Below are 19499 nucleotides of genomic sequence, written 5' to 3' on the forward strand. Positions count from 1 at the left end.
GTTCCCCGCCATGCCAGAATTGAGGCATGGCAGCTCCAGTGAACCCGCCGCGCGGCATGCGCGATTTCCTCCCCGCCGACAAGGCACGTCGGGAGCACGCGCTGGGCACCATCCGTCGCGTCTTCACCGCACACGGTTTCGACGAGATCGAGACGCCGGTGGTCGAGGAGTACGACCGGCTGCACTCCGGCCTCGGCGGCGACAACGAGAAGATGGCGTTCAACATCCTCCGGCGCAAGCTCACCCCGGAGGCCATCGTGGCCGCCGCGGACAACCAGACCGAACTCACCGACCTCGGCCTGCGCTTCGACCTCACGGTGCCGCTCGCCCGGTTCTACGCGACGCACCGGGCCGAGCTCCCGCCGGTGTTCCGCTCGATCCAGATCGCTCCGGTCTGGCGCGGCGAACGGCCGCAGCAGGGCCGGTACCGCCAGTTCGTGCAGTGCGACATCGACGTCATCGGAGAGTCGTCGAACCTCGCCGAGACCGAGCTCATCGTCGCGACCCTCGGGGCCCTCGCCGAGCTCGGCATCACCGGCTGCAGCGTGCGGATCAACGACCGCCGACTCCTCATCGGCATGCTCGAGTCGCTGGGCTTCCCCGCCGATGAGCACGCGCAGGTGCTCATCACGATCGACAAGCTCGACAAGATCGGTCAGCAGGGCGTGGTAGCCGAACTGCGCGACCGCGGTGTCGACGCCACCGCCGTCGATGCACTCGAGGCCTTCTTCTCCCGTCCGCAGACGATGGAGTTCAACACCTTCGGCGAGCGGGCGATCCGCAAGGCGCTGCCGCTCGGTGCGGACGACGCCGTCGTCGCGGAGCTCGACGCCCTCGGGAAGGCCGTCGCCGCGGCCACCTCCCTCCAGGGACAACCGGCGGACCCTTTCGCGAACCCGCTGGTGTTCGACCCCTTCCTGGTGCGGGGCATGGGGTACTACACGGGCGCCATCTTCGAGATCGCGCACCCCGACCTCGGGTACTCGCTCGGCGGCGGCGGTCGCTACGACGGCATGATCGGGCGCTTCCTCGGCCAGGACGTGCCGGCGGTCGGGTTCTCGATCGGCTTCGAGCGCATCGTCGACCTCATCGAGCTCCCCGCGGGGGCGGCCGCGGATGCCGTCGTGCTCGTGCACGACCGCGACGTGCCTCCCGTGACACTGGTGGCGTTGAAGGCCAAGCTCGTCGCCCAGGGGCGTCGGGTGCGTCTCGAAGCGCGCGTGAAGAACCTCAAGGCCCTCCTCGACCGCGTGTCGGCAGCCGGCTTCGGCGCCTTCGCGTTCGTCTCGGCCGACTCGACCCTCGAGTCACTCGAGTTCAAGCCGCTCGGCTGACGATTCCCGCAGCCGGTTCGCACTCCTCGGCGCGCTTCCGAGCCGGTGCCCAGCTCGTCGGTGCAGGATGGACCATTCGGCCGGATCGCACCCCTCCAGTGATCCGCCTGCTCTGCCCCCCCCCGATCGAAGATGTGGTTCCCCCGATGAGCGTCATGGCCCCTGCAGCGCGCCCTCCGCGCGCGCCGGAGTCGGCGGTCCCCACCCGCCGCCGGGTGAGCCTCGTGCGGCGCCGCGCGACCACGCTCGCGCTGGCGGTCGGTATCCCGCTCGCCCTGCTGATCGCGGCCCACGCCCTCGTCCCCGACATCCTCGGGCTCGGGCTCGTCTGGGACAACGCCTTGCCGTGGACGTGGGTCGTGCTCCCCGTGCTCTTCCTCGTCCTCCTCGTCGCGCGCACCCCGGGAGCCGTCATCGGTCTCCTCGCACCGACGCTCGTCTGGGCCTTCCTGTTCGGCCCCGGCGTCGTCCCGATGGGTGACGCACGCTCGGCGGTCCCGGCAGAAGCCTCACTCACGGTCGCCAGCCAGAACCTCGGGCCGGAGGGCGATCCCGCGGTCATCGCGGGTTCTCTCGCATCCAGTGGTGCGGATCTCATCGCGCTCCAGGAGATCGAGGACCACGACCGCGAACCGCTCGCCGCGACCCTCGACGAGCGGTACCCGTACTCCGTGCTCACGGGGACGGTGGGTCTCTGGAGCCGCTATCCGATCGCCGACTCGGTCGGGCTGAAGCTCGGCCTCGACTGGTACCGGGCGATCAACGCCGTCGTCGACACCCCGTCCGGAGCAGTGAGCGTCTACGTGATCCACGCCGACTCCGCGCGTCCGGGTGCGCACGCCGAACGGGACGTGATGCTCGCGGAGTTGGCCGACACCGTCGCGGCGAACACCCGGGATCGGATCGTCGTCATGGGCGACTTCAACGCCTCCGCCTCCGACCGGGCGCTCGCCGCGCTCCAGAGCGAGGTGTCGGAGCCCAATCAGAGCGAGGGCGGCTTCGGACTCACCTGGCCGGCCGGGACACCGCTCATGCGACTCGACCACGTCTTCGTCCGCGGCATGACCGCGACCCACAACGCCGTCGGCGACGCCGAGGGCAGCGACCACCACGGCATCGTGTCGAGCTTTCGGCTCGACCGCTGACCGCGCGCCTCGGGCGACGATCGGCGGCTCTGCGCCCGTTCAGCCGATGTCACTAGACTGAGCGCGGGCGGCCGTCGTACCCGTCCCACGTCCCAATCCCCACAAGGAGAACATCAGTGGCACTCATCGAGGCAGTAGGCGCTCGCGAAATTCTCGACTCCCGAGGCAACCCGACCGTCGAGGTCGAGGTGCTCCTGGAAGACGGCACGGTCAGCCGTGCAGCAGTCCCGTCCGGCGCATCGACCGGTGCGTTCGAAGCGTACGAGCTGCGCGACGGCGATGCCGCGCGTTACCTCGGCAAGGGTGTCGAGAAGGCGGTCGACGCCGTCCTCGACGAGATCGGCCCGGCACTCGAGGGCATCGAGGCGGACGACCAGCGCCTCGTCGACCACACCATGATCGAGCTCGACGGCACCGAGAACAAGAGCCGCCTGGGCGCGAACGCGATCCTCGGTGCGAGCCTCGCGGTCGCCCGTGCCGCTGCGGACTCCGCAGACCTGTCGCTCTACCGCTACGTCGGCGGCGCCAACGCCCACGTCCTCCCGGTCCCGATGATGAACATCATCAACGGCGGCTCGCACGCCGACACCGGCGTCGACATCCAGGAGTTCATGATCCTCCCGATCGGCGCTCCGAGCTTCCGTGAGGCGCTCCGCTGGGGCACCGAGACGTACCACACGCTCAAGGGCCTGCTGAAGTCGAAGGGCTTCGCGACCGGCCTCGGCGACGAGGGTGGCTTCGCCCCCGACTTCGAGCACAACCGTGCAGCCCTCGACTTCATCGTCGAGGCCATCGAGAAGGCCGGCTTCACGGTCGGCACCGACATCGCGCTCGGCCTCGACGTCGCGTCCAGTGAGTTCTACAAGGAGGGCGCGTACCAGTTCGAAGGCAAGGCGCTCAACAGCACCGAGATGACCGCGTACTACGCCGACCTCGTCGCGAACTACCCGCTCATCACCATCGAGGACCCGCTGGCCGAGGACGACTGGGCAGGCTACGCCCACCTCACCCCCGAGCTCGGCTCCAAGGTCCAGATCGTCGGCGACGACCTGTTCGTCACGAACCCGAAGCGTCTCGCCGACGGCATCGCCAAGGGTGCGGCGAACTCGCTGCTCGTCAAGGTCAACCAGATCGGGACGCTCACCGAGACGCTCGACGCGGTCTCCCTCGCACAGCGCTCCGGCTACACGACGATCCTGTCGCACCGCTCCGGCGAGACCGAGGACACCACGATCGCCGACCTCGCGGTCGCCACGAACGCGGGCCAGATCAAGACCGGTGCGCCTGCGCGCAGCGAGCGGGTCGCGAAGTACAATCAGTTGCTGAGGATCGAAGAGGAGCTGGGCCAGGCAGCCGTCTACGCCGGCCGCAGCGCCTTCCCCCGGTTCACCGCCTAAGCATCGTCACCTGAAGGCTCTCAGGGGTGCCGATCGGCACCCCTGAGAGCCTTCGTCGTGTGCGGGAGGCGCCTGTGAAGAAGCCATCGATGCCGGCTGGCGGCGAATCGAAGTCCACGCCGTCCAGCAGCGGCGCAGCGTCCTCCTCGTCCTCCGGCTCGTCGAAGCAGCGCTCGGCGGCGAAGCCCCGGTCGGGTGCCGGTGCGGCCTCCTCCAAGCGCGCCTCGTCGTCGTCTAAGCGTCCGGCGGGAGCCACCGCGAAGCCCGCACGCTCCGCAGCACCCGCGCCACGGTCGACCACGAAGGCCCCGCGATCCGCACCGGCCGGTTCCTCCGCACCGCGCTCGCGCACCGGCTCGACCCGGACCGCCCCGGCACGCCAGTCGGACGCCGGCGGCTGGTTGCGGAGTCTGCGTCTGTCCGGGTTCAGCGTCCTGCTCCTCGGCATCCTCGTGCTCGGGGTCGTCGTCCTCGCACCGAACCTCAAGACCTTCCTCGAGCAGCGACAGCAGATCGCCGCGCTGGAGGCCGGTGTCGCCGACACCCAGAAGCAGGTGGACGCGCAGCAGGCCGAACGCGAACGCTGGAACGACCAGAGCTACGTCATGACACAGGCACGCGACCGCCTGTTCTACGCCCTACCCGGCGAGGTCAGCTACATCATCATCAACGACGTCGACCCGGCGTCGCTGCCCACCACCGAGACGCCCGTGAGCGACACGCTCGTCGACTCGCAGTCCGACTGGCTCGACGGCCTGCTGTCCTCGCTCGTCGCCACCGGCTACTCGCCGGCCCCGGTCGCGACCGATACCCCCGCCCCCACGCAGACGACGCCTCCCGTCGGCGGCTGACGTCCGGACGCAGTGGTGAACCCGGCGATAATGGAAGCATGAGCACCCCTCCTTTCGGTCCTGTCTCCGAGCGCGACGTCGAGATCGTGTCGGCTCAACTGGGACGCCCGGCCCGAAACGTCGTCGGCATCGCGGCACGCTGTGTCTGCGGCGCCCCGACCGTCGTGTCCACCGCTCCTCGCCTCGCCGACGGCACGCCGTTCCCCACGTTCTACTACCTGACCCACCCGGCGGCAACGGCCGCAGTCTCCTCGCTCGAGGCGACGCAGGTGATGAACGAGTACAACGAGCTCCTGGCCGAGGACGAAGCGGTCCGTGCCGACTACGCCACCGCACACACGTCCTACCTCGCCGACCGCACCTCCATCGCCGAGGTCGCCGAGATCGACGGGATCTCCGCCGGCGGCATGCCGGTGCGGGTCAAGTGCCTCCACGCGCTCGTCGGCCACGCCCTCGCGGCTGGTCCGGGCGTCAACCCCATCGGCGACCTCGCGCTCGACCGCGCGAGCTGGAGCCCCGAGGTGTGCGCATGCGCGGACGGCCAGGCGGGGCAGGGATAGGCCCCCCACGCGACAGGGGTCGCCTGCGGGGGAGTGACGGACCGCGACGCGGAGACCGTCGTCGTCCGCGCGGCCTCCGAGGTGCGCTCTCGGCGCTGTCCACGGTGCTCCTGACGCTCCTGCTCGTGGGGACGCAGGCGCTCCCGGCGTCGGCGGACACGGTGCGCGACATGCAGTACTGGCTCGGCGACTACGGCTTCACGACGGCGTGGGAGACGACGAAGGGCGCCGGTGTCACCGTCGCCGTGATCGACACCGGCATCGCGAGCGGTCCGGCGGAGTTGACCGGTGCGGTCGCGGGTGGCGTCGACGTCTCCGGGCTCGGGAGTCCCGACGGCCGGACACCGGTTGGCTCCGAGGGGAGCGAGCACGGCACGTTGGTCGCCTCGATGATCGCCGGTCGTGGTCGCACGGGCGGTGCCGGGGTCATCGGCGTGGCGCCAGAGGCACGCCTGCTCTCCGTCTCGGTCGGGTTCGGCTCCGACGGATCGGCCGTCGTCCCCTGGGACGACCAGATCGCGACCGCCGTCCGGTGGGCCGTGGACAACGGTGCCGACGTCATCAACATGTCACTGACGCGCAACAGCCTCGACTGGCCGACGAGCTGGGACGACGCCTTCCTCTACGCGTTCTCGCACGACGTCGTCGTGGTGGCTGCAGCGGGCAACCGGGGGAGCGGGACGGTCGAGGTCGGTGCGCCAGCGACGATCCCGGGTGTGCTGACCGTCGCCGGTGTGGACCGCGAAGGGTCGGCGAGCTTCGACGCCTCGAGCCAGGGCATCACGATCGCCGTCGCAGCGCCGAGCGAGCAACTCGTCGGGGTGACGCCCGCCGGGTCCTACGTGCAGTGGCAGGGGACGAGCGGGGCGGCACCGATCGTCTCCGGCCTCGTGGCGCTCGTCCGCTCCGCCTGGCCCGAGCTCAGTGCCGCCGACGCCATCAAACGCGTGACGGCCACGGCGAAGCAGGTGGGTGACTCCGCGCAGAGCCCCATCTACGGCGCAGGTCTCATCGACGCCGCAAAGGCGGTCAGCGGTTCCGTCGCTCCGGCGACGACCTCGCCGGAGCAGCAGCTGTCCGACTGGATCACGCTCTACCGACGGGCACCGCAGGTCCCCGACCCCGAGCCGGGAGCCGAGCAGCCGTCGCCGACACCGGTGCCGGTACCCCCGGCGATTCCGGAGAACGAGGCCGTCGAGGTGCGCGCCAACCCGTTCCTCCCGACGCCGAGCACCCTGCTCTACGGGTCACTACCACTGGCGCTCCTCCTCGGAACTGGTAGCCTGGTCACGCTCGGTGTCATAGGCGCTACCAGGCATTTCAAGCGGGTGCTGCAGAAGTAGTACCCTGTTCCGATATTCTCAGACACTCATCTGAACCAATCGTCTTGACGTAGGAGATCGTTCGCCGTGCCCAAAATTCTGATCGTCGGTGGTGGTTACGCCGGGTTCTACACCGCATGGAAGCTCGAGAAGCAGCTTCGTCGTGGTGAGGCCGAAGTCACCATGGTCGACCCGCTGCCCTACATGACCTACCAGCCCTTCCTGCCGGAGGTCGCCGCCGGTTCCATCGAGCCGCGTCACGCGGTCGTCTCGCCGCGTCGCCACCTGAAGCACACCAACGTGATCACCGCCAAGGTCACGGGCATCAACCACGCCGAGAAGAAGGCGACCATCACGCCCGAGGTCGGTGAGCCCTGGGAGGTCGACTACGACATCATCGTCGTCACCGCCGGAGCCGTCTCCCGCACCTTCCCGATCCCCGGTGTCGCCGACACCGCGATCGGGCTCAAGACCATCGAAGAGGCCGTCGCGATCCGCGACCGCGTGCTCTCCAACTTCGACAAGGCCGCGAACCTGCCGGCCGGGCCCGAGCGCGACCGTCTCCTGACCTTCACGGTCGTCGGTGGCGGCTTCGCCGGTATCGAGGTCTTCGCCGAGCTGCGTTCGTTCGCGAGCTCGCTGCTGAAGTTCTACCCGCAGCTGTCCTTCGAGGACACGCACTTCCACCTGATCGAGGCCATGGGACGCATCATGCCCGAGGTCAAGATCGAGACGAGCCACTGGGTCCTCAAGAACCTGGCCGAGCGCGGCGCGCTCGTGCACCTCGACACGCAGCTGCAGTCGGCTGTCGACGGCAAGATCGAGCTTTCGACCGGTGAGTCGTTCGAGTCCGACCTCATCGTCTGGACCGCCGGCGTCATGGCGAACCCGGGCGTCGTCCGCGGTGGCGACCTCCCCGTCGAGGAGCGCGGTCGCATCAAGACCCGCGCCGATCTCCGCGTCGGTACCGACGACGACATCGTCGAGGGTGCTTGGGCGGCCGGCGACGTCTCCGCCGTGCCCGACCTCAGCGGTGGTGGCGTCGGTGGATTCTGCGTGCCGAACGCTCAGCACGCCGTCCGTCAGGGCAAGCTCCTCGCGAAGAACATCACCGCGGTCCTCCGCGGCGAGGAGCCGAAGAACTACTTCCACAAGAACATGGGTGCGGTCGCCGGTCTCGGCATCGGCGTCGGTGTCTTCCAGTCCGGCAACCTCGCGATCAAGGGCCTCCCGGCCTGGTTCGCGCACCGTGGATACCACGGCCTGGCCATGCCGAGCTTCGAGCGCAAGTTCCGCGTGTTCGGTGGCTGGTGGAACAACTTCTGGCTGGGACGCGACATCGTCTCGCTGTCGGCCGTGCAGACGCCGCGTGAGGCCTTCGAGACCTTCGCGTCGCGCCCGAAGCCCCCGGCAGACGCTGCAGCCCCCGCAGCCGCTCCGGCTGCTCCCGCAGCGGCTGAGAAGCCGGCTCGCAAGGCTCCCGTGAAGCGCAAGCCGAAGGCCGCCCCGGCCGAGGCCGCAGCGCCCGCCGCCGAGGCCCCCGCTGCCGAGGCTCCTGCTGGTACCGGTGCCCCGACCGGTGCCGACGACGAGCAGGCGTACGCGACGCCCGCTGAGGAAGTCAGCGCGAACAAGTAGTCCGGACCGGAGCCCAGCGCTCCGTTCCTCGAGAGGCGCATGTCATCCGGTTCGCCGGGGCATGCGCCTCTCGGCGTTCGACGCCTCGATACGATGAGGTGCACGCCCCCGTAGCCCAACTGGCAGAGGCAGGCGACTTAAAATCGCCGCAGTGTGGGTTCGAACCCCACCGGGGGTACCGCGAAGATCTCGTCCACCCAGGCCGCCCCCACCGGATCGGCCCGTTTCCTGATGGGATGCACGGGTCGTGGGTTGTGCGAGCGGGTCACCGCCGGGTTCGGCCGGACGGCGCGGCCATCGCGGACACCGGGAGGTGCCCCGCGGCGAGGACTGCCGCCGCGACGGCGATCCACGGGTTGCTCAACCACGCTGCAGCACAGAAGAACACCACGACCGGGAGGACTGCCATCGGAATCGGCACCCACCACCAGCGCTGGTACAGCATGGTCCCGTCGCGACCGCCGAGCAGATACCGACCCCACATCGCGTAGTACCCCGCCAACGCGACGAGCGCCGGGATCGCCCACCCCCACCTGAGAACTCCCGCTGCGGTGATGGTCGGGACCACCAGGCACAACGCTTGACCTGCACGTTCGAGCCAGATCAGCGGACGAGGTGCCCGCGTGGTGGGGATGGCGACGCTCGGTGGGATCCACCACAGCACGAGGTTCGGTGCCAGGACCGCGACTCCGACGACCAGACCCCACAAGGAAAACCCCATGCTCGGAGGATAGCTCCGACCACGCTCGCCCCTCGTCGAGCGCTTCGCCGACCTCGTGGGCCGATGGCGGTGACCGAGCGGCGTTCAGAGCAACGACGTCAGGCGCGCCTTCCGTCGGTTCTCCCGGATGATCCACGCGACATCGGGGTGCCGCTCGTCGAGCTCGCGGAACGCGGGCAGGCCCGTTCCGGGTCGGGCAGCCACCGCGACGCTCCAGCAGTACCCGAGTGTCTGTCGGAGCGTTCTGGCGTCTTGCTGTCGGTTTCGTTCTGGCGGCAACGCGGCCAGGAACGCTGTCGTCATCTGGCACACCTCGATGGCCGCCGCTGCGACAGCCGGGTCGTGGAGCAGTCGTGGCTCACAGATCCCTGCGACGGCAGCGCGTTGCACGAGCGGCGACGCGTCTGCAGCCCATCCGCGAGCGACGTTGGTGAGCGCTGCTGCGTTCCTGTCTCCGAGATGCTGCAGACCGATGGCCACTCCTTCGCGGACCCGCCAGCGGGCATCCGCGGCCAGCTCGCGGGCGATGCCCTCGGGCTCGGGCCGTTCGGCACGGCTCCCGAGGATGGCCGCAGCGCACATCGCCTGATATTCACCGCCGTCATCGAGGAGCGTGCGGGCATCGGCCTCATCCGCTTGGGGGAGCAGCGCCTCCAGGAGACTGAGGTTCGCTCGTGGACCGGGTAGTCCGGAGTGCTCCCCGAGGAGCTGGGGCCACGCAGTGCGAGGGACGTTTCGCAATGTCGCGTCCCACTTCGTCGCGTCCTTCATGACGTGAGCATATGGTGCCTCGAGTCTCCGTCGCACCGCTGTTCACATGGAAGGATGGACGCATGGCTACCCGCACGCTCACGACGCTCGTCGACGACCTCGACGGTTCCGACATCCCACGCGGGCTGGGGGAGACGGTCCGGTTCGGCATCGACGGCGAGAACTACGAGATCGACCTGACCGACGACAACGCGGCGGCACTCCGCGAGACGCTGGCGTCGTACGTCGAGGCCGCACGACCCGTCATCGCGTCGGCGTCGCTCCGCCGCCTGCACTGAGCTGACGCCCGCACGGCGCGCTGTACCCGTCTGCACGTTCGTCTCGATCCTGCAAGGGTCCCTGTCGGGCATGGGAGCGCGACTAGCGTGCTCAGCATGAGTACTCCGAGCGACCACGACCACGCACTGAACGACGACGACCAGACGAGCAAGGACCGCACCTACAGCCCCTCCAGCGAGGCGGAGACGGCGGCCAAGCAGGACGATGGGCAGCCCGTCGTCCGCGATCCCGACATCGCCTCCGGCATGATCAACGTCGCCCCCGGGACCGGTGGTCCGGACGACACCGGCGACGTCGATGTCGACCCAGGTGAGCTCCACATCCCTCGCGATCCCGACAGCGCGCACTGAGACAACGATGCCTCGGGCGTTGACCCCTGAATAGGGCGCATAAAACGGATGACGCGAACGCGACACGTCGGTGTTGCGTCACGCAAGGTGCCTCCAGTCCGCTACCTTCGAGGTGGGGGCGTCACCCGTGAGCCGGTCCCGGAAGCCGCAAGCTTCTTGGTCGACCGGTTGCTAGACGCCTCAAGTGAGGGCGAGGTATTCGGGTTACCTCGCCCTCACGCTTGCCCGCCGCATCTTCCGGCCCGGCCGAACGTCCTCGACGGTAGGCTGAAGCGATGCAGGAGATCACCCCAACCGAACTGAGCAAGCTCGAGCAGGCCGTCATCATCGACGTCCGCGAAGCCGACGAGGTCGCCGTCGCCAGCGTGCCCGGTGCCCGGCACCTGCCGATGTCATCCTTCCTCGACCACCTCGACGAGGTGCCCCGCGAGGAGACCGTGTACGTCATGTGCCACTCCGGTGGACGCAGCGCGCGGGTCACGGGTTACCTCGAGCAGCAGGGCTACGACGCCGTGAACGTCACCGGGGGCATCTCCGAGTGGGCTGCCAGCGGCCTGCCCGTCGAGCGTCCCGCCGACGCAGGCTGAGGCCTGATCGGCCAACCGGCCGCCGACCGTTCGACCGTCGCTCAGCGCGTGTCGATGAGCGGCCGGAGGTGACGGTGCCAGGCCCACGTCCCAGCACCGACTGCCGCGAACGCGAGCGACCCCAGCAGGAGTCCGACGAGCGTGTCACCCGCTCCCGGAACCGTCGCCGTCGGGCCCAGGAGTCCGAACAACAGCGTGAAGCCCACGAACGCGCTGCCGAGCCACACCGGCCTCGACCAGGCGAGGATGGTGCGTCCACCGAGCGGCCCGAGGGGGAGGAGCGCGATCGACGCGGATCCGATCCCTGCGATCGCGGTCAGGTTCACGGCCTCGACCAACATCGCGCCCACGCCGCCGCTCGGCTCGCCGGCCAGCGCCGACACGAGCCAGGCGATCGAACCGAGCCCGGCGGCCGCAGCGATCCGGGCCAACGCGAGGCAGCCCGCGGTACGCGGCGTGATGGCGTCGGAATCGGTCTCCGCCGCGGCTGACGAGTCGGCTTCATGCGTTTCGGGTCGCCGCGTCGGCCGGAGGTCGGTCAGCAGCGCGAAGAGCAGCGCCGGCTGCAGGGCCAGGATGCGTGAGAGCGCGGTGACGATGCCGACCGACACCAGTCCGCCGACACGCACGCTCACGCGCATCGACCCCAGCCCGGCTCGGCGGGCGACGACGAGCTGCGCGAGGAGGCCCACGACGTTGATCGCGACCACGGCGATGAGCGAGGCGAACCACAGCCGGAGATACGCCGGCTGACCGCTCACGGGGTGCGCGAACATGAGGATGCCTGCCGCGAGCACGGCGGTGACGACGGCCATCGCCGTGCGACTCGGGAGCGGGACCGACGGGCCCCGCTCGAACTCGTCCCTCGGTCGGTTGCGCCCGGTCACCGCTGCACGACGACGGTCGGCGATCGTGGCGCGCCAGGGGGCGATGGAGGTCGCGAGCAGTCGGGCCGGGATCGCGATGAGCGCCACCGCAGCGAGGGCGAGGAGGGCGGCGAGCCACCAGACCGGCTGGCCGCGGCCGTCGATCGTGGAGGCGAGGGTCTGCGTGAACGGCGTCGTCCCCGACCAGAGGCCGCCACCACCGGTGGGCGGAGCGGCGCCTGGTGCGGGTTCGCCGCTCGGCGACGGGGTCGGCTGCTGCGTTCCGGGAGCGGGCTTCCCCGGGGCGGGCGCGGGTTCGGTGCCGTCGGAGGGCGATGGGGAGGCGGACGGCGCCGGTGTGCCGGGCACGGCCGACGCATCGCCGAACGTCAGGGTGATCGCCGTACTCGCCCCGCTCGTGTTGCCCGCGGCATCCTGCTGGATCGCGAGGACGACGTGCGCACCCGCCGGCACGCCACCGCCCGAGCAACTCCAGGCGCCGCCGGTGACGACCGCCGTGCAGACCGATGTCGAGTCGGCGAAGACGGTGACGGTCGCGCCCTCCTCGCCGGTGCCGGCATAGTTCGCCGCCGACATCGGCATCGCCTGTCCCGCCGTCGGCGAGGACATCACCGGCGGGGCAGGAGCGTCGCGGTCGATGGTGAGCACGACCGGGGCGGACGCGTCGGAGCGCTGATCGCCGCTGAACGACGCCTGTTGCGTCGCTGTCACGGAGAGGTCGCCGGTCGGCAGCGGCTCGCCCAGCACGCAGAACCAGCTTCCGGAGCTGTCCGCCGCGAAACTGCAGGTGGCACCGGAATCGGCGCGGACGGTCACCGTCGCCCCGGGGTAGGCGGTCCCGCGGACGCCACCGTTGCTCGGCGTCCCCTCGGTGATGGTGGGTGGGCCGAGCGCGGACACGGAGATCTGCGCGGAGAGCGTCTCCGGACCGCCGACCTCCACGGCGGTGATGAGCAGTCCGCCGCCGTCGGGCAGGTCGATCGAGCAGGACCAGTCGGTGCTGTCGTCCTGCGGCAGGATGCAGACCGGCTCAAGACCGTCGCCGACCTGCAGCTGGACACCCGTGCCGGCGTCCTTCGTCCCGGTGACCGTGGTGCTGCCGCTGCCGATGAAGGAACCGGAGCCGGGACTCGTGATGGTCGGCCCGTCGAGTGGTGGTGGAGTCGGTGCCGCAGCGCTGTCGCTCGGAATGGGGAGCGGCTCGGGCGTCGCATGTGCAGGGCCAGCGACGGTCGTCGCCCAGAGTCCGGCCGAGAGGAAGACGGCGAGGAGGATCGCGACGCGTCCGATCGAGCGATTCGATCGGACTCCTGTTCCTGCGTGCGCGTGTTCCCCGGTCACCGTCTCCATTCCCCCAAGATCGCCGCGGGAAGTCAACCTCCCGCGCCAGATCGGGTCACATTCTCGGCCGATCCGCACGGGAAAACCGTCGCGACAGGTGCGCTGCGATGGGCGGTCGGCCATACTGGCTCGACTGGGTCATCCGTCCCAGTCGAGTCGACCGCGATGGAGCGGCACGACCCGCAGGCGCCCCGGGAAGGGTTGCGATGCCGAGGATCTCCGTCGTCGACCGACGAGCCGAGCTGATCAGCGCCGCCCTCCGCGTCGTCGCGGGCGAGGGCGTCGCCGCCGCCACGACCAGGGCCATCGTGGCCGAGGCCGGGATGTCGCTCGCCAGCTTCCACTACGCCTTCGCCTCCCGCGACGAACTCCTCGCCGAACTGGTCGCACACGTCGTCGAGCATGAACGCGTCGTCCTCGACGTCGGCGAGCTGCTGACAGACGAGGAGACCGGTCAGGAGCATCCGCCCACCCTCGAGGCCGTCGTCCGTGCCGGCCTCGAACGCTACGTCGACCTCCTCCGCGCCGATCCCGCCCGCGAGGCCGCGATGCAGGAACTCAGCGCTTACGCGATGCGGACGCCGGGCCTCGAGCACCTCGCGCTCGAGCAGTACCGACGGTACGAGGAGCTCGCGCGTGAGGCGCTCGCGCTCGCGGCCACGGTCAGCGGCAGCACCTGGACGCAGCCTGTCGACGAGATCGCACGGACGGTCATCGCCTTCACCGACGGCCTGACACTCGGCTGGCTGGTACGACGCGACGATGCCGAAGCCCGGCGACTCGTCGCGACGGTGGCGCACCTCGTCGCAACCCTCGCCGAACCGGGGCCGAGATGAGCGGCCTCGGCACCGCAGCAGTCGACCACCCGGCCGACCGTCGGGTCACCGGGCGCTGGGTCGCCGCCTTCGCGGTCGCCTGGCTGGGCGTCTGGATGGCCCAGCTCGCCCCGCTGCAGCTCCTCCTGCCCGCGCAGATCGACGCGACGCTCGCTCCCGAGCACTGGGTGGACAGCGTCGTCGCCTTCGGTGTCGTCGCCGGGGCGGCCGGACTCTGCTCCATCGTCGTGTATCCCCTGACGGGCGCCCTGTCCGACCGCACACGGTCGCGGTTCGGGAGACGCCGCCCGTGGATCGCGGGCGGTGCGCTCGTCTTCGCCCTGGGGCTCGTCCTCCTCGGACTCCAGACCGGTATCGTCGGCATCGGCGTCTGCTGGTGCCTCGCCATCATCGGCTTCTGCATCCTGGGAGCGGCACTCACAGCGACCATCTCCGATCAGGTGCCCGTCGGACAGCGCGGCTTCGTCTCGGGGTGGATCTCCGCTCCGCAGGCCGTCGGGGTCATCCTCGGCATCGCCCTCCTGCTCCTGCTCGGCACCCGGATGGTCGTGGGATACCTGGCGCTCGCCGTCCTCCTCATCGTGCTCGTCGTGCCGTTCCTGCGACTGCCGGATCCACTCCCGACGGGGGATCGACCCGCGCCACTCACCGTGCGCGCGCTCCTGGAGAGCCTCTGGATCTCACCGCGACGGCACCCCGACTTCGCCTGGACCATGCTCAGCCGCGTCCTCGTGAACCTCGGCAACGCCTTCAGCACCTCGCTGCTGTTCTACTTCCTGCTGTTCGGGCTGGGGGACGCCGACGCCGAGACCGACCTCCTGCTGGTCACGGTCGTCTACACGGTGTTCGTCGTGGGGGCCTCGATCCTGCTCGGGCGACTGTCCGATCGGGTCGGGCGACGACGCGTCTTCGTCGTCGCGGCCTCCGCCTCACAAGCGCTCGCCGCACTCCTGCTCGCGATCTGGCCCTCGCTGCCGATGGGGTTCGTGTCGGCGGCGCTCATCGGGCTCGGCTACGGGTGCTTCATGTCGGTCGACCAGGCGCTCGCGACGCAGGTCCTGCCGGACCCGGCATCGCACGGCAAGGATCTCGGCATCATGAACATCGCCCAGGCGGTGCCGCAGGCGGCCGCTCCGCTCATCGGCGCCTGCCTCGTCGCCTGGCTCGGCGGATTCGCCGGCCTCTACCTCGTCTCCGCGGCCTGCGCCGTCGCAGGGGCGGTCGCTGTCACCCGAGTACGAGGAGTGCGCTGATGAGCATCGAACTGACCGCCGGCGGCCGGGTGTCCGACCCGATGTCCTGGCTCGACCCGAGACGGTACTGGGGTGGTATCGAGCGGGCCGTCTCGGACGTCGACTCGCCCGTCGCCGTCCTGCATCTCGGAGCCCTCCGCCACAACACGCACGACATGCTCCGACGGGCCGCGGGGAAACCGATCCGCGTCGCCAGCAAGTCCATCCGCGTCCGAGCGGTGATCGACGCGCTCCTCAGACAACCCGGGTACGCCGGCGTGCTGGCCTACTCCCTGTCCGAGGCGCTCTGGTTGTCCGAGACGGTGGACGACATCGTGGTCGGCTACCCGACGGCGGAACGGGGCGCCATCGCGCGGCTGGCAGCCGACGAACGGGCGGCCTCGCGGATCACCCTCATGATCGACTCCCTCGACCACCTCGATCTCGTCGACGCGGTGACGCCTCCGGAGCGACGCGCACGCATCCGCGTGTGCATCGAGCTCGACGCCTCGTTCCGCGCGCCCGCCCTCGGCCACGTCGGTGTCCGCCGCTCGCCCCTGCGCACGCCGGACGAGGTCCGGGCTCTCGCGGAGGCGGTCGTCGCCCGACCCGGTTTCAGCCTGGTCGGGATCATGGCCTATGAGGCGCAGATCGCCGGGCAGGGGGACGACCTCGCGGGTCGACCGGCGTGGTCGGCTGCGCTCCGCGCGATCCAGCGACGCTCGTGGGCCGAACTCCGGGAACGTCGTGCCGCCGTGGTCGCGGAGGTCCGAGCGGTCGCGGAGCTGGAGTTCGTCAACGGCGGCGGGACGGGATCCCTGGAGCTCACCGCGTCCGACGACTCGGTGACCGAGATCGCCGCGGGGAGTGGCGTCTTCGGCGGACACCTCTTCGACCACTACCGGGCGTTCACCCCGGCACCGGCCGCGGCGTTCGGTCTGTCGGTCGTCCGGAAGCCGTCGCCGGAGCTCGCGACGATCCTCGGCGGCGGATGGGTCGCCTCCGGTCCGCCGGGGCTCGACCGCCTCCCGCTCATCGCGTGGCCGGAGGGCCTCGAGATGCTCCCGCGGGAGATGGCCGGCGAGGTGCAGACGCCGGTCTCCGGGGCTGCGGCGGCGTCGCTCCGGCTCGGTGACCGCGTCTGGTTGCGGCACACGAAGTCCGGGGAGCTCAGCGAACGGGTGGACGCGTTCCACGTGGTCGGGGACGACGGGGTGGAAGCCGTCCTACCAACGTACCGCGGCGAAGGGCAGGGGTTCGTCTGATGGGAACGACGACAGCGTGGACGAACTGGGCGCGGACCGAGCGGGCGTGGCCCGTGCGGGTCGAGCGGCCCGACACGGTCGGTGCGGTGCAGCGCCTCGTGCGCGCCGCGGCCGGAGCGGGCCTCCCGATCAAGGCGGTCGGCGCCGGACACAGCTTCACCGGCATCGCCGTGGCGCCCGGGGTGCTGCTCGAGCTCGACGCCCTGAGCGGTCTGGTCCGGGTCGATCGGGAACGCAGCCGCGTGACCCTCCGCGCCGGCACGCGCCTCCATGACATCCCGCGCCTCCTCGAACCGTTCGGTCTCGCCATGCCGAACCTCGGCGACATCGATCGGCAGTCCGTCGCCGGCGCGATCTCCACCGGCACGCACGGGACCGGGGCGGCGTTCGGCGGCATCGCGACACAGGTCGTCGGGGTGACGATGGTGACGGCGGACGGCGAGCTGCTGACGTCGGACGCCGAGCAGGAGCCAGGGCTCCTCCCGGCACTGGCGCTCGGGCTCGGAGCGCTCGGGATCCTCGTCGAGGTCACGCTGCAGTGCGTCCCGGCGTTCGTGCTGCACGCGGTGGAGCGGCCGGAGCCGCTCGACGAGCTGCTGCCCGAGCTGCTCGACCGCGCCACCGCCGTCGACCACTTCGAGTTCTACTGGTTCCCACACACCGCGACCGCCCTGACCAAGACGAACCACCGACTGCCGGGTGACACGCCCATCAGGCCACTCCGCGCGGTCGCGAAGTGGGTCGACGACACGCTCCTCGCCAACGGGGTCTACCGGGTCCTCTGCAACACGGGCGTCGTCGCGCCGGCCATCGTCCCGCGCGTGAACCGGCTCGCGGACCGCCTCGTCGGCGATCGTGAGTTCACCGATCGGTCGACGCGCGTGTTCACCACGAGTCGCACGGTGCGGTTCGTGGAGATGGAGTACGCGGTGCCGCTCCAGCACCTCCCGACCGCGTTCGCCCGGATCCGCGCACTCATCGAGGAGCGGGGGTGGCGCATCTCCTTCCCCATCGAGGTCCGGGTCGCAGCGGCCGACGAGCTGTGGCTCTCCACAGCATCAGGTCGAGCGACCGGATACGTCGCCGTGCACCGCTTCTTCCGTGAGGACCCGGGGGAGTACTTCCGCGCCGTCGAGGCGATCATGATCGAGTTCGGCGGTCGGCCCCACTGGGGCAAACTGCACGGCCGTGACGCGTCGTCCCTGCGTGGCGCCTATCCTCGCTTCGACGAGTTCGTCCGTCTTCGCGACCGCCTCGACCCCGGCCGCTTGTTCGGGAACCCGTACCTCGCCCGCGTCCTCGGCGAATGAGCGCCCGCCGGGTGTCCGGTGCGCCCGCGCTGCACGCCTGCTGCGTGCTTCCTCCGAACTCCCCAAGGGGACCGGCGGGTCGCAGGTAGAATGAGCGGACCCGCTCTCCATCGACTCACAAGGAGCCCATCCTCATGGAATGGCTGATCCCAGTCCTCATCGTCGTCGCCCTGGTCGTCATCGTCGGCATCTACTTCTGGGTGACGTACAACTCGCTCGTGACGCTGAACGTGCGGGTCGAGGAAGCGTGGAGCGACATCACCGTCCAGCTGAAGCGGCGCGCCGACCTCATCCCGAACCTCATCGAGGCGGTCAAGGGGTATGCGGCACATGAGAAGGCCGTCTTCGAGAACGTGACGAAGGCTCGCGCCGAGACGCTCACCGCCCAGGGGCCGGCGGCCGTGAGTGAGGCCGAGACGCACATGCAGCAGGCGCTCAAGAGCATCTTCGCCGTCGCGGAGGCCTACCCGCAGCTGCAGGCCAGCCAGAACTTCCTCCAGCTCCAGTCCGAGATCGTCGACACCGAGGACAAGATCCAGGCGTCGCGCCGCTTCTACAACGGTGGTGTCCGAGAGCTGAACACCAAGGTCAAGGTGTTCCCGAACAACCTGTTCGCCAAGGGCCTCGGGTTCTCGGAGCACGACTTCTTCGAGGTCACCGACAACGCGGCGATCGCCGAACCGCCGCGCGTCCAGTTCTGACGTGCGGTAGCGCAGTCCCATGTACCGCGCCATCGCCAGGAACAAGCTCAACACGGTCCTGATCTTCGTCGTCTTCCTCGTCATCATCGGCGGGCTCGGTTGGCTCGCGGGGTATCTCTACCAGAACCTGACGATCACGATCGTGGTGCTCATCGTGGCCGTCGTGTACGCGGTGATCCAGTACTTCTTCGCCGGGCGGCAGGCCATCGCGATGACCGGTGCGCAGCGGATCGAGCTGGCCGACAACCCGAGGCTGTACCGCATCGTCGAGAACCTCGCGATCACCACCGGGACGCCGATGCCCGAGGTGTACCTCATCGCCGACCCGGCGCCCAACGCCTTCGCGACTGGTCGCGACCCCCAGCACGCGATGGTGGCCGCGACGACCGGCCTCCTCGAGATCCTCAACGACGCCGAGCTGGAGGGGGTCATGGCCCACGAACTGGGCCACGTCCGCAACTACGACATCCGGGTGTCCATGGTCGTCTTCGGCCTCGTCGTCGCGATCGGGTTCCTCTCAGACATGCTCCTCCGGATGACGATCTGGGGTGGCGGCAACCGGAACAACAACAACGGCGGTAACCCCGTCATGCTCATCATCGGCATCGTGGCGATGCTCGTGGCACCGCTGCTCGCGACGCTCGTCCAGCTGTCCATCTCGCGGCAGCGTGAGTACCTCGCCGACGCGACGGGCGCTCTCACGACCCGTCACCCGGAAGCGCTCGCGAGCGCACTGGGGAAGCTCGCCGCGTACGGCCGACCGATGGCCAAGCAGAACTCGTCCATGGCGCACCTCTGGATCTCCGATCCGTTGAAGCCGGGTGCGGTCGCCCGCTTGTTCAGCACGCACCCGCCGCTCGTCGAACGGATCAAGCGTCTGAGCACCATCGGCGGCGGCTTCTAGGCGAGAGCCTCCCGGTCCCGGACACACGAATGGGGCGGCACCCGGAAGGTGCCGCCCCATTCGGCGTT

General features: G+C 69.9%; 19 protein-coding genes and 1 tRNA gene. 17 read left to right on the forward strand and 3 right to left on the reverse strand.

Annotated features, from left to right (window positions below; all coding sequences use genetic code 11):
• The first annotated feature begins 26 nt into the window (after positions 1-26).
• From hisS to QRN19_RS13255, 8 genes are all read left to right on the forward strand, one after another.
• Entirely contained in the window at positions 27-1334 is a 1308-nt protein-coding gene (gene hisS, locus QRN19_RS13220) for a histidine--tRNA ligase (RefSeq protein WP_285027413.1), read from the forward strand.
• Positions 1335-1480: 146 nt separating this feature from the next.
• Complete coding sequence (locus tag QRN19_RS13225) at positions 1481-2479, forward strand: endonuclease/exonuclease/phosphatase family protein (protein ID WP_285027414.1); 999 nt, start codon at positions 1481-1483, stop codon at positions 2477-2479.
• A gap of 116 nt (positions 2480-2595) precedes the next feature.
• On the forward strand, positions 2596-3876 hold the full coding sequence (gene eno, locus QRN19_RS13230) for a phosphopyruvate hydratase (protein ID WP_085510462.1): 1281 nt from the start codon (positions 2596-2598) through the stop codon (positions 3874-3876).
• Positions 3877-3965: 89 nt separating this feature from the next.
• Positions 3966-4727, forward strand: coding sequence for a septum formation initiator family protein (locus QRN19_RS13235; RefSeq protein WP_285027416.1), 762 nt, complete (start codon positions 3966-3968; stop codon positions 4725-4727).
• Positions 4728-4765: 38 nt separating this feature from the next.
• On the forward strand, positions 4766-5287 hold the full coding sequence (locus QRN19_RS13240; protein ID WP_085510464.1) for a DUF501 domain-containing protein: 522 nt from the start codon (positions 4766-4768) through the stop codon (positions 5285-5287).
• Between the two features lie 104 nt (positions 5288-5391).
• Positions 5392-6630: a S8 family serine peptidase gene (locus tag QRN19_RS13245; RefSeq protein ID WP_285027417.1), complete on the forward strand. Its 1239-nt coding sequence runs from the start codon at positions 5392-5394 to the stop codon at positions 6628-6630.
• A 66-nt stretch (positions 6631-6696) separates the two neighbouring features.
• A complete protein-coding gene (locus QRN19_RS13250) occupies positions 6697-8247 on the forward strand; it encodes an NAD(P)/FAD-dependent oxidoreductase (RefSeq protein WP_085510466.1) in 1551 nt (516 codons plus the stop codon).
• A gap of 104 nt (positions 8248-8351) precedes the next feature.
• A tRNA-Leu gene (locus QRN19_RS13255) sits at positions 8352-8425 on the forward strand.
• Positions 8426-8512: 87 nt separating this feature from the next.
• Here the strand turns inward: QRN19_RS13255 and QRN19_RS13260 are convergent.
• Both QRN19_RS13260 and QRN19_RS13265 read right to left on the reverse strand, forming a co-directional pair.
• Positions 8513-8968, reverse strand: a complete 456-nt coding sequence (locus tag QRN19_RS13260) for a hypothetical protein (RefSeq protein ID WP_285027418.1) — start codon at positions 8966-8968, stop codon at positions 8513-8515.
• A gap of 84 nt (positions 8969-9052) precedes the next feature.
• Positions 9053-9739, reverse strand: a complete 687-nt coding sequence (locus QRN19_RS13265) for a HEAT repeat domain-containing protein (RefSeq protein WP_285027419.1) — start codon at positions 9737-9739, stop codon at positions 9053-9055.
• A gap of 62 nt (positions 9740-9801) precedes the next feature.
• Here QRN19_RS13265 and QRN19_RS13270 point away from each other — a divergent pair, with 62 nt between their 5' ends.
• The 3 genes from QRN19_RS13270 to QRN19_RS13280 all read left to right on the forward strand — a co-directional run bounded on the left by QRN19_RS13270 (position 9802) and on the right by QRN19_RS13280 (position 10955).
• Entirely contained in the window at positions 9802-10017 is a 216-nt protein-coding gene (locus QRN19_RS13270) for a histone-like nucleoid-structuring protein Lsr2 (RefSeq protein ID WP_285027421.1), read from the forward strand.
• A 96-nt stretch (positions 10018-10113) separates the two neighbouring features.
• Complete coding sequence (locus QRN19_RS13275; RefSeq protein WP_285027422.1) at positions 10114-10368, forward strand: hypothetical protein; 255 nt, start codon at positions 10114-10116, stop codon at positions 10366-10368.
• Between the two features lie 275 nt (positions 10369-10643).
• Positions 10644-10955, forward strand: coding sequence for a rhodanese-like domain-containing protein (locus QRN19_RS13280; protein WP_064296463.1), 312 nt, complete (start codon positions 10644-10646; stop codon positions 10953-10955).
• Positions 10956-10996: 41 nt separating this feature from the next.
• On the opposite strand, the gene QRN19_RS13285 is transcribed toward QRN19_RS13280, so the two are convergent.
• On the reverse strand, positions 10997-13192 hold the full coding sequence (locus QRN19_RS13285) for an Ig-like domain-containing protein (protein ID WP_285027424.1): 2196 nt from the start codon (positions 13190-13192) through the stop codon (positions 10997-10999).
• A gap of 197 nt (positions 13193-13389) precedes the next feature.
• On the opposite strand from QRN19_RS13285, the gene QRN19_RS13290 reads away from it, so the two are divergent.
• The 6 genes from QRN19_RS13290 to QRN19_RS13315 all read left to right on the forward strand — a co-directional run bounded on the left by QRN19_RS13290 (position 13390) and on the right by QRN19_RS13315 (position 19431).
• Positions 13390-14019 (forward strand): TetR/AcrR family transcriptional regulator, encoded by a 630-nt coding sequence (locus QRN19_RS13290; protein WP_285027425.1) that lies wholly within the window; start codon positions 13390-13392, stop codon positions 14017-14019.
• Entirely contained in the window at positions 14016-15272 is a 1257-nt protein-coding gene (locus tag QRN19_RS13295; protein WP_285027427.1) for an MFS transporter, read from the forward strand. Before QRN19_RS13290 ends, QRN19_RS13295 begins: the two co-directional genes overlap by 4 nt.
• Positions 15272-16516, forward strand: a complete 1245-nt coding sequence (locus QRN19_RS13300; protein ID WP_285027428.1) for an alanine racemase — start codon at positions 15272-15274, stop codon at positions 16514-16516. Before QRN19_RS13295 ends, QRN19_RS13300 begins: the two co-directional genes overlap by 1 nt.
• On the forward strand, positions 16516-17826 hold the full coding sequence (locus QRN19_RS13305) for a D-arabinono-1,4-lactone oxidase (protein WP_285027430.1): 1311 nt from the start codon (positions 16516-16518) through the stop codon (positions 17824-17826). The genes QRN19_RS13300 and QRN19_RS13305 overlap by 1 nt, the downstream gene beginning before the upstream one ends.
• Before the next feature lie 134 nt (positions 17827-17960).
• A complete protein-coding gene (locus QRN19_RS13310; protein WP_064296457.1) occupies positions 17961-18527 on the forward strand; it encodes a LemA family protein in 567 nt (188 codons plus the stop codon).
• A 19-nt stretch (positions 18528-18546) separates the two neighbouring features.
• Positions 18547-19431 (forward strand): M48 family metalloprotease, encoded by an 885-nt coding sequence (locus tag QRN19_RS13315; RefSeq protein WP_285027431.1) that lies wholly within the window; start codon positions 18547-18549, stop codon positions 19429-19431.
• Positions 19432-19499 lie beyond the last annotated feature (68 nt).

Origin of the sequence: Plantibacter sp. ME-Dv--P-122b, from assembly GCF_030209375.1 — a bacterium.
Classification (GTDB): domain Bacteria; phylum Actinomycetota; class Actinomycetes; order Actinomycetales; family Microbacteriaceae; genus Plantibacter.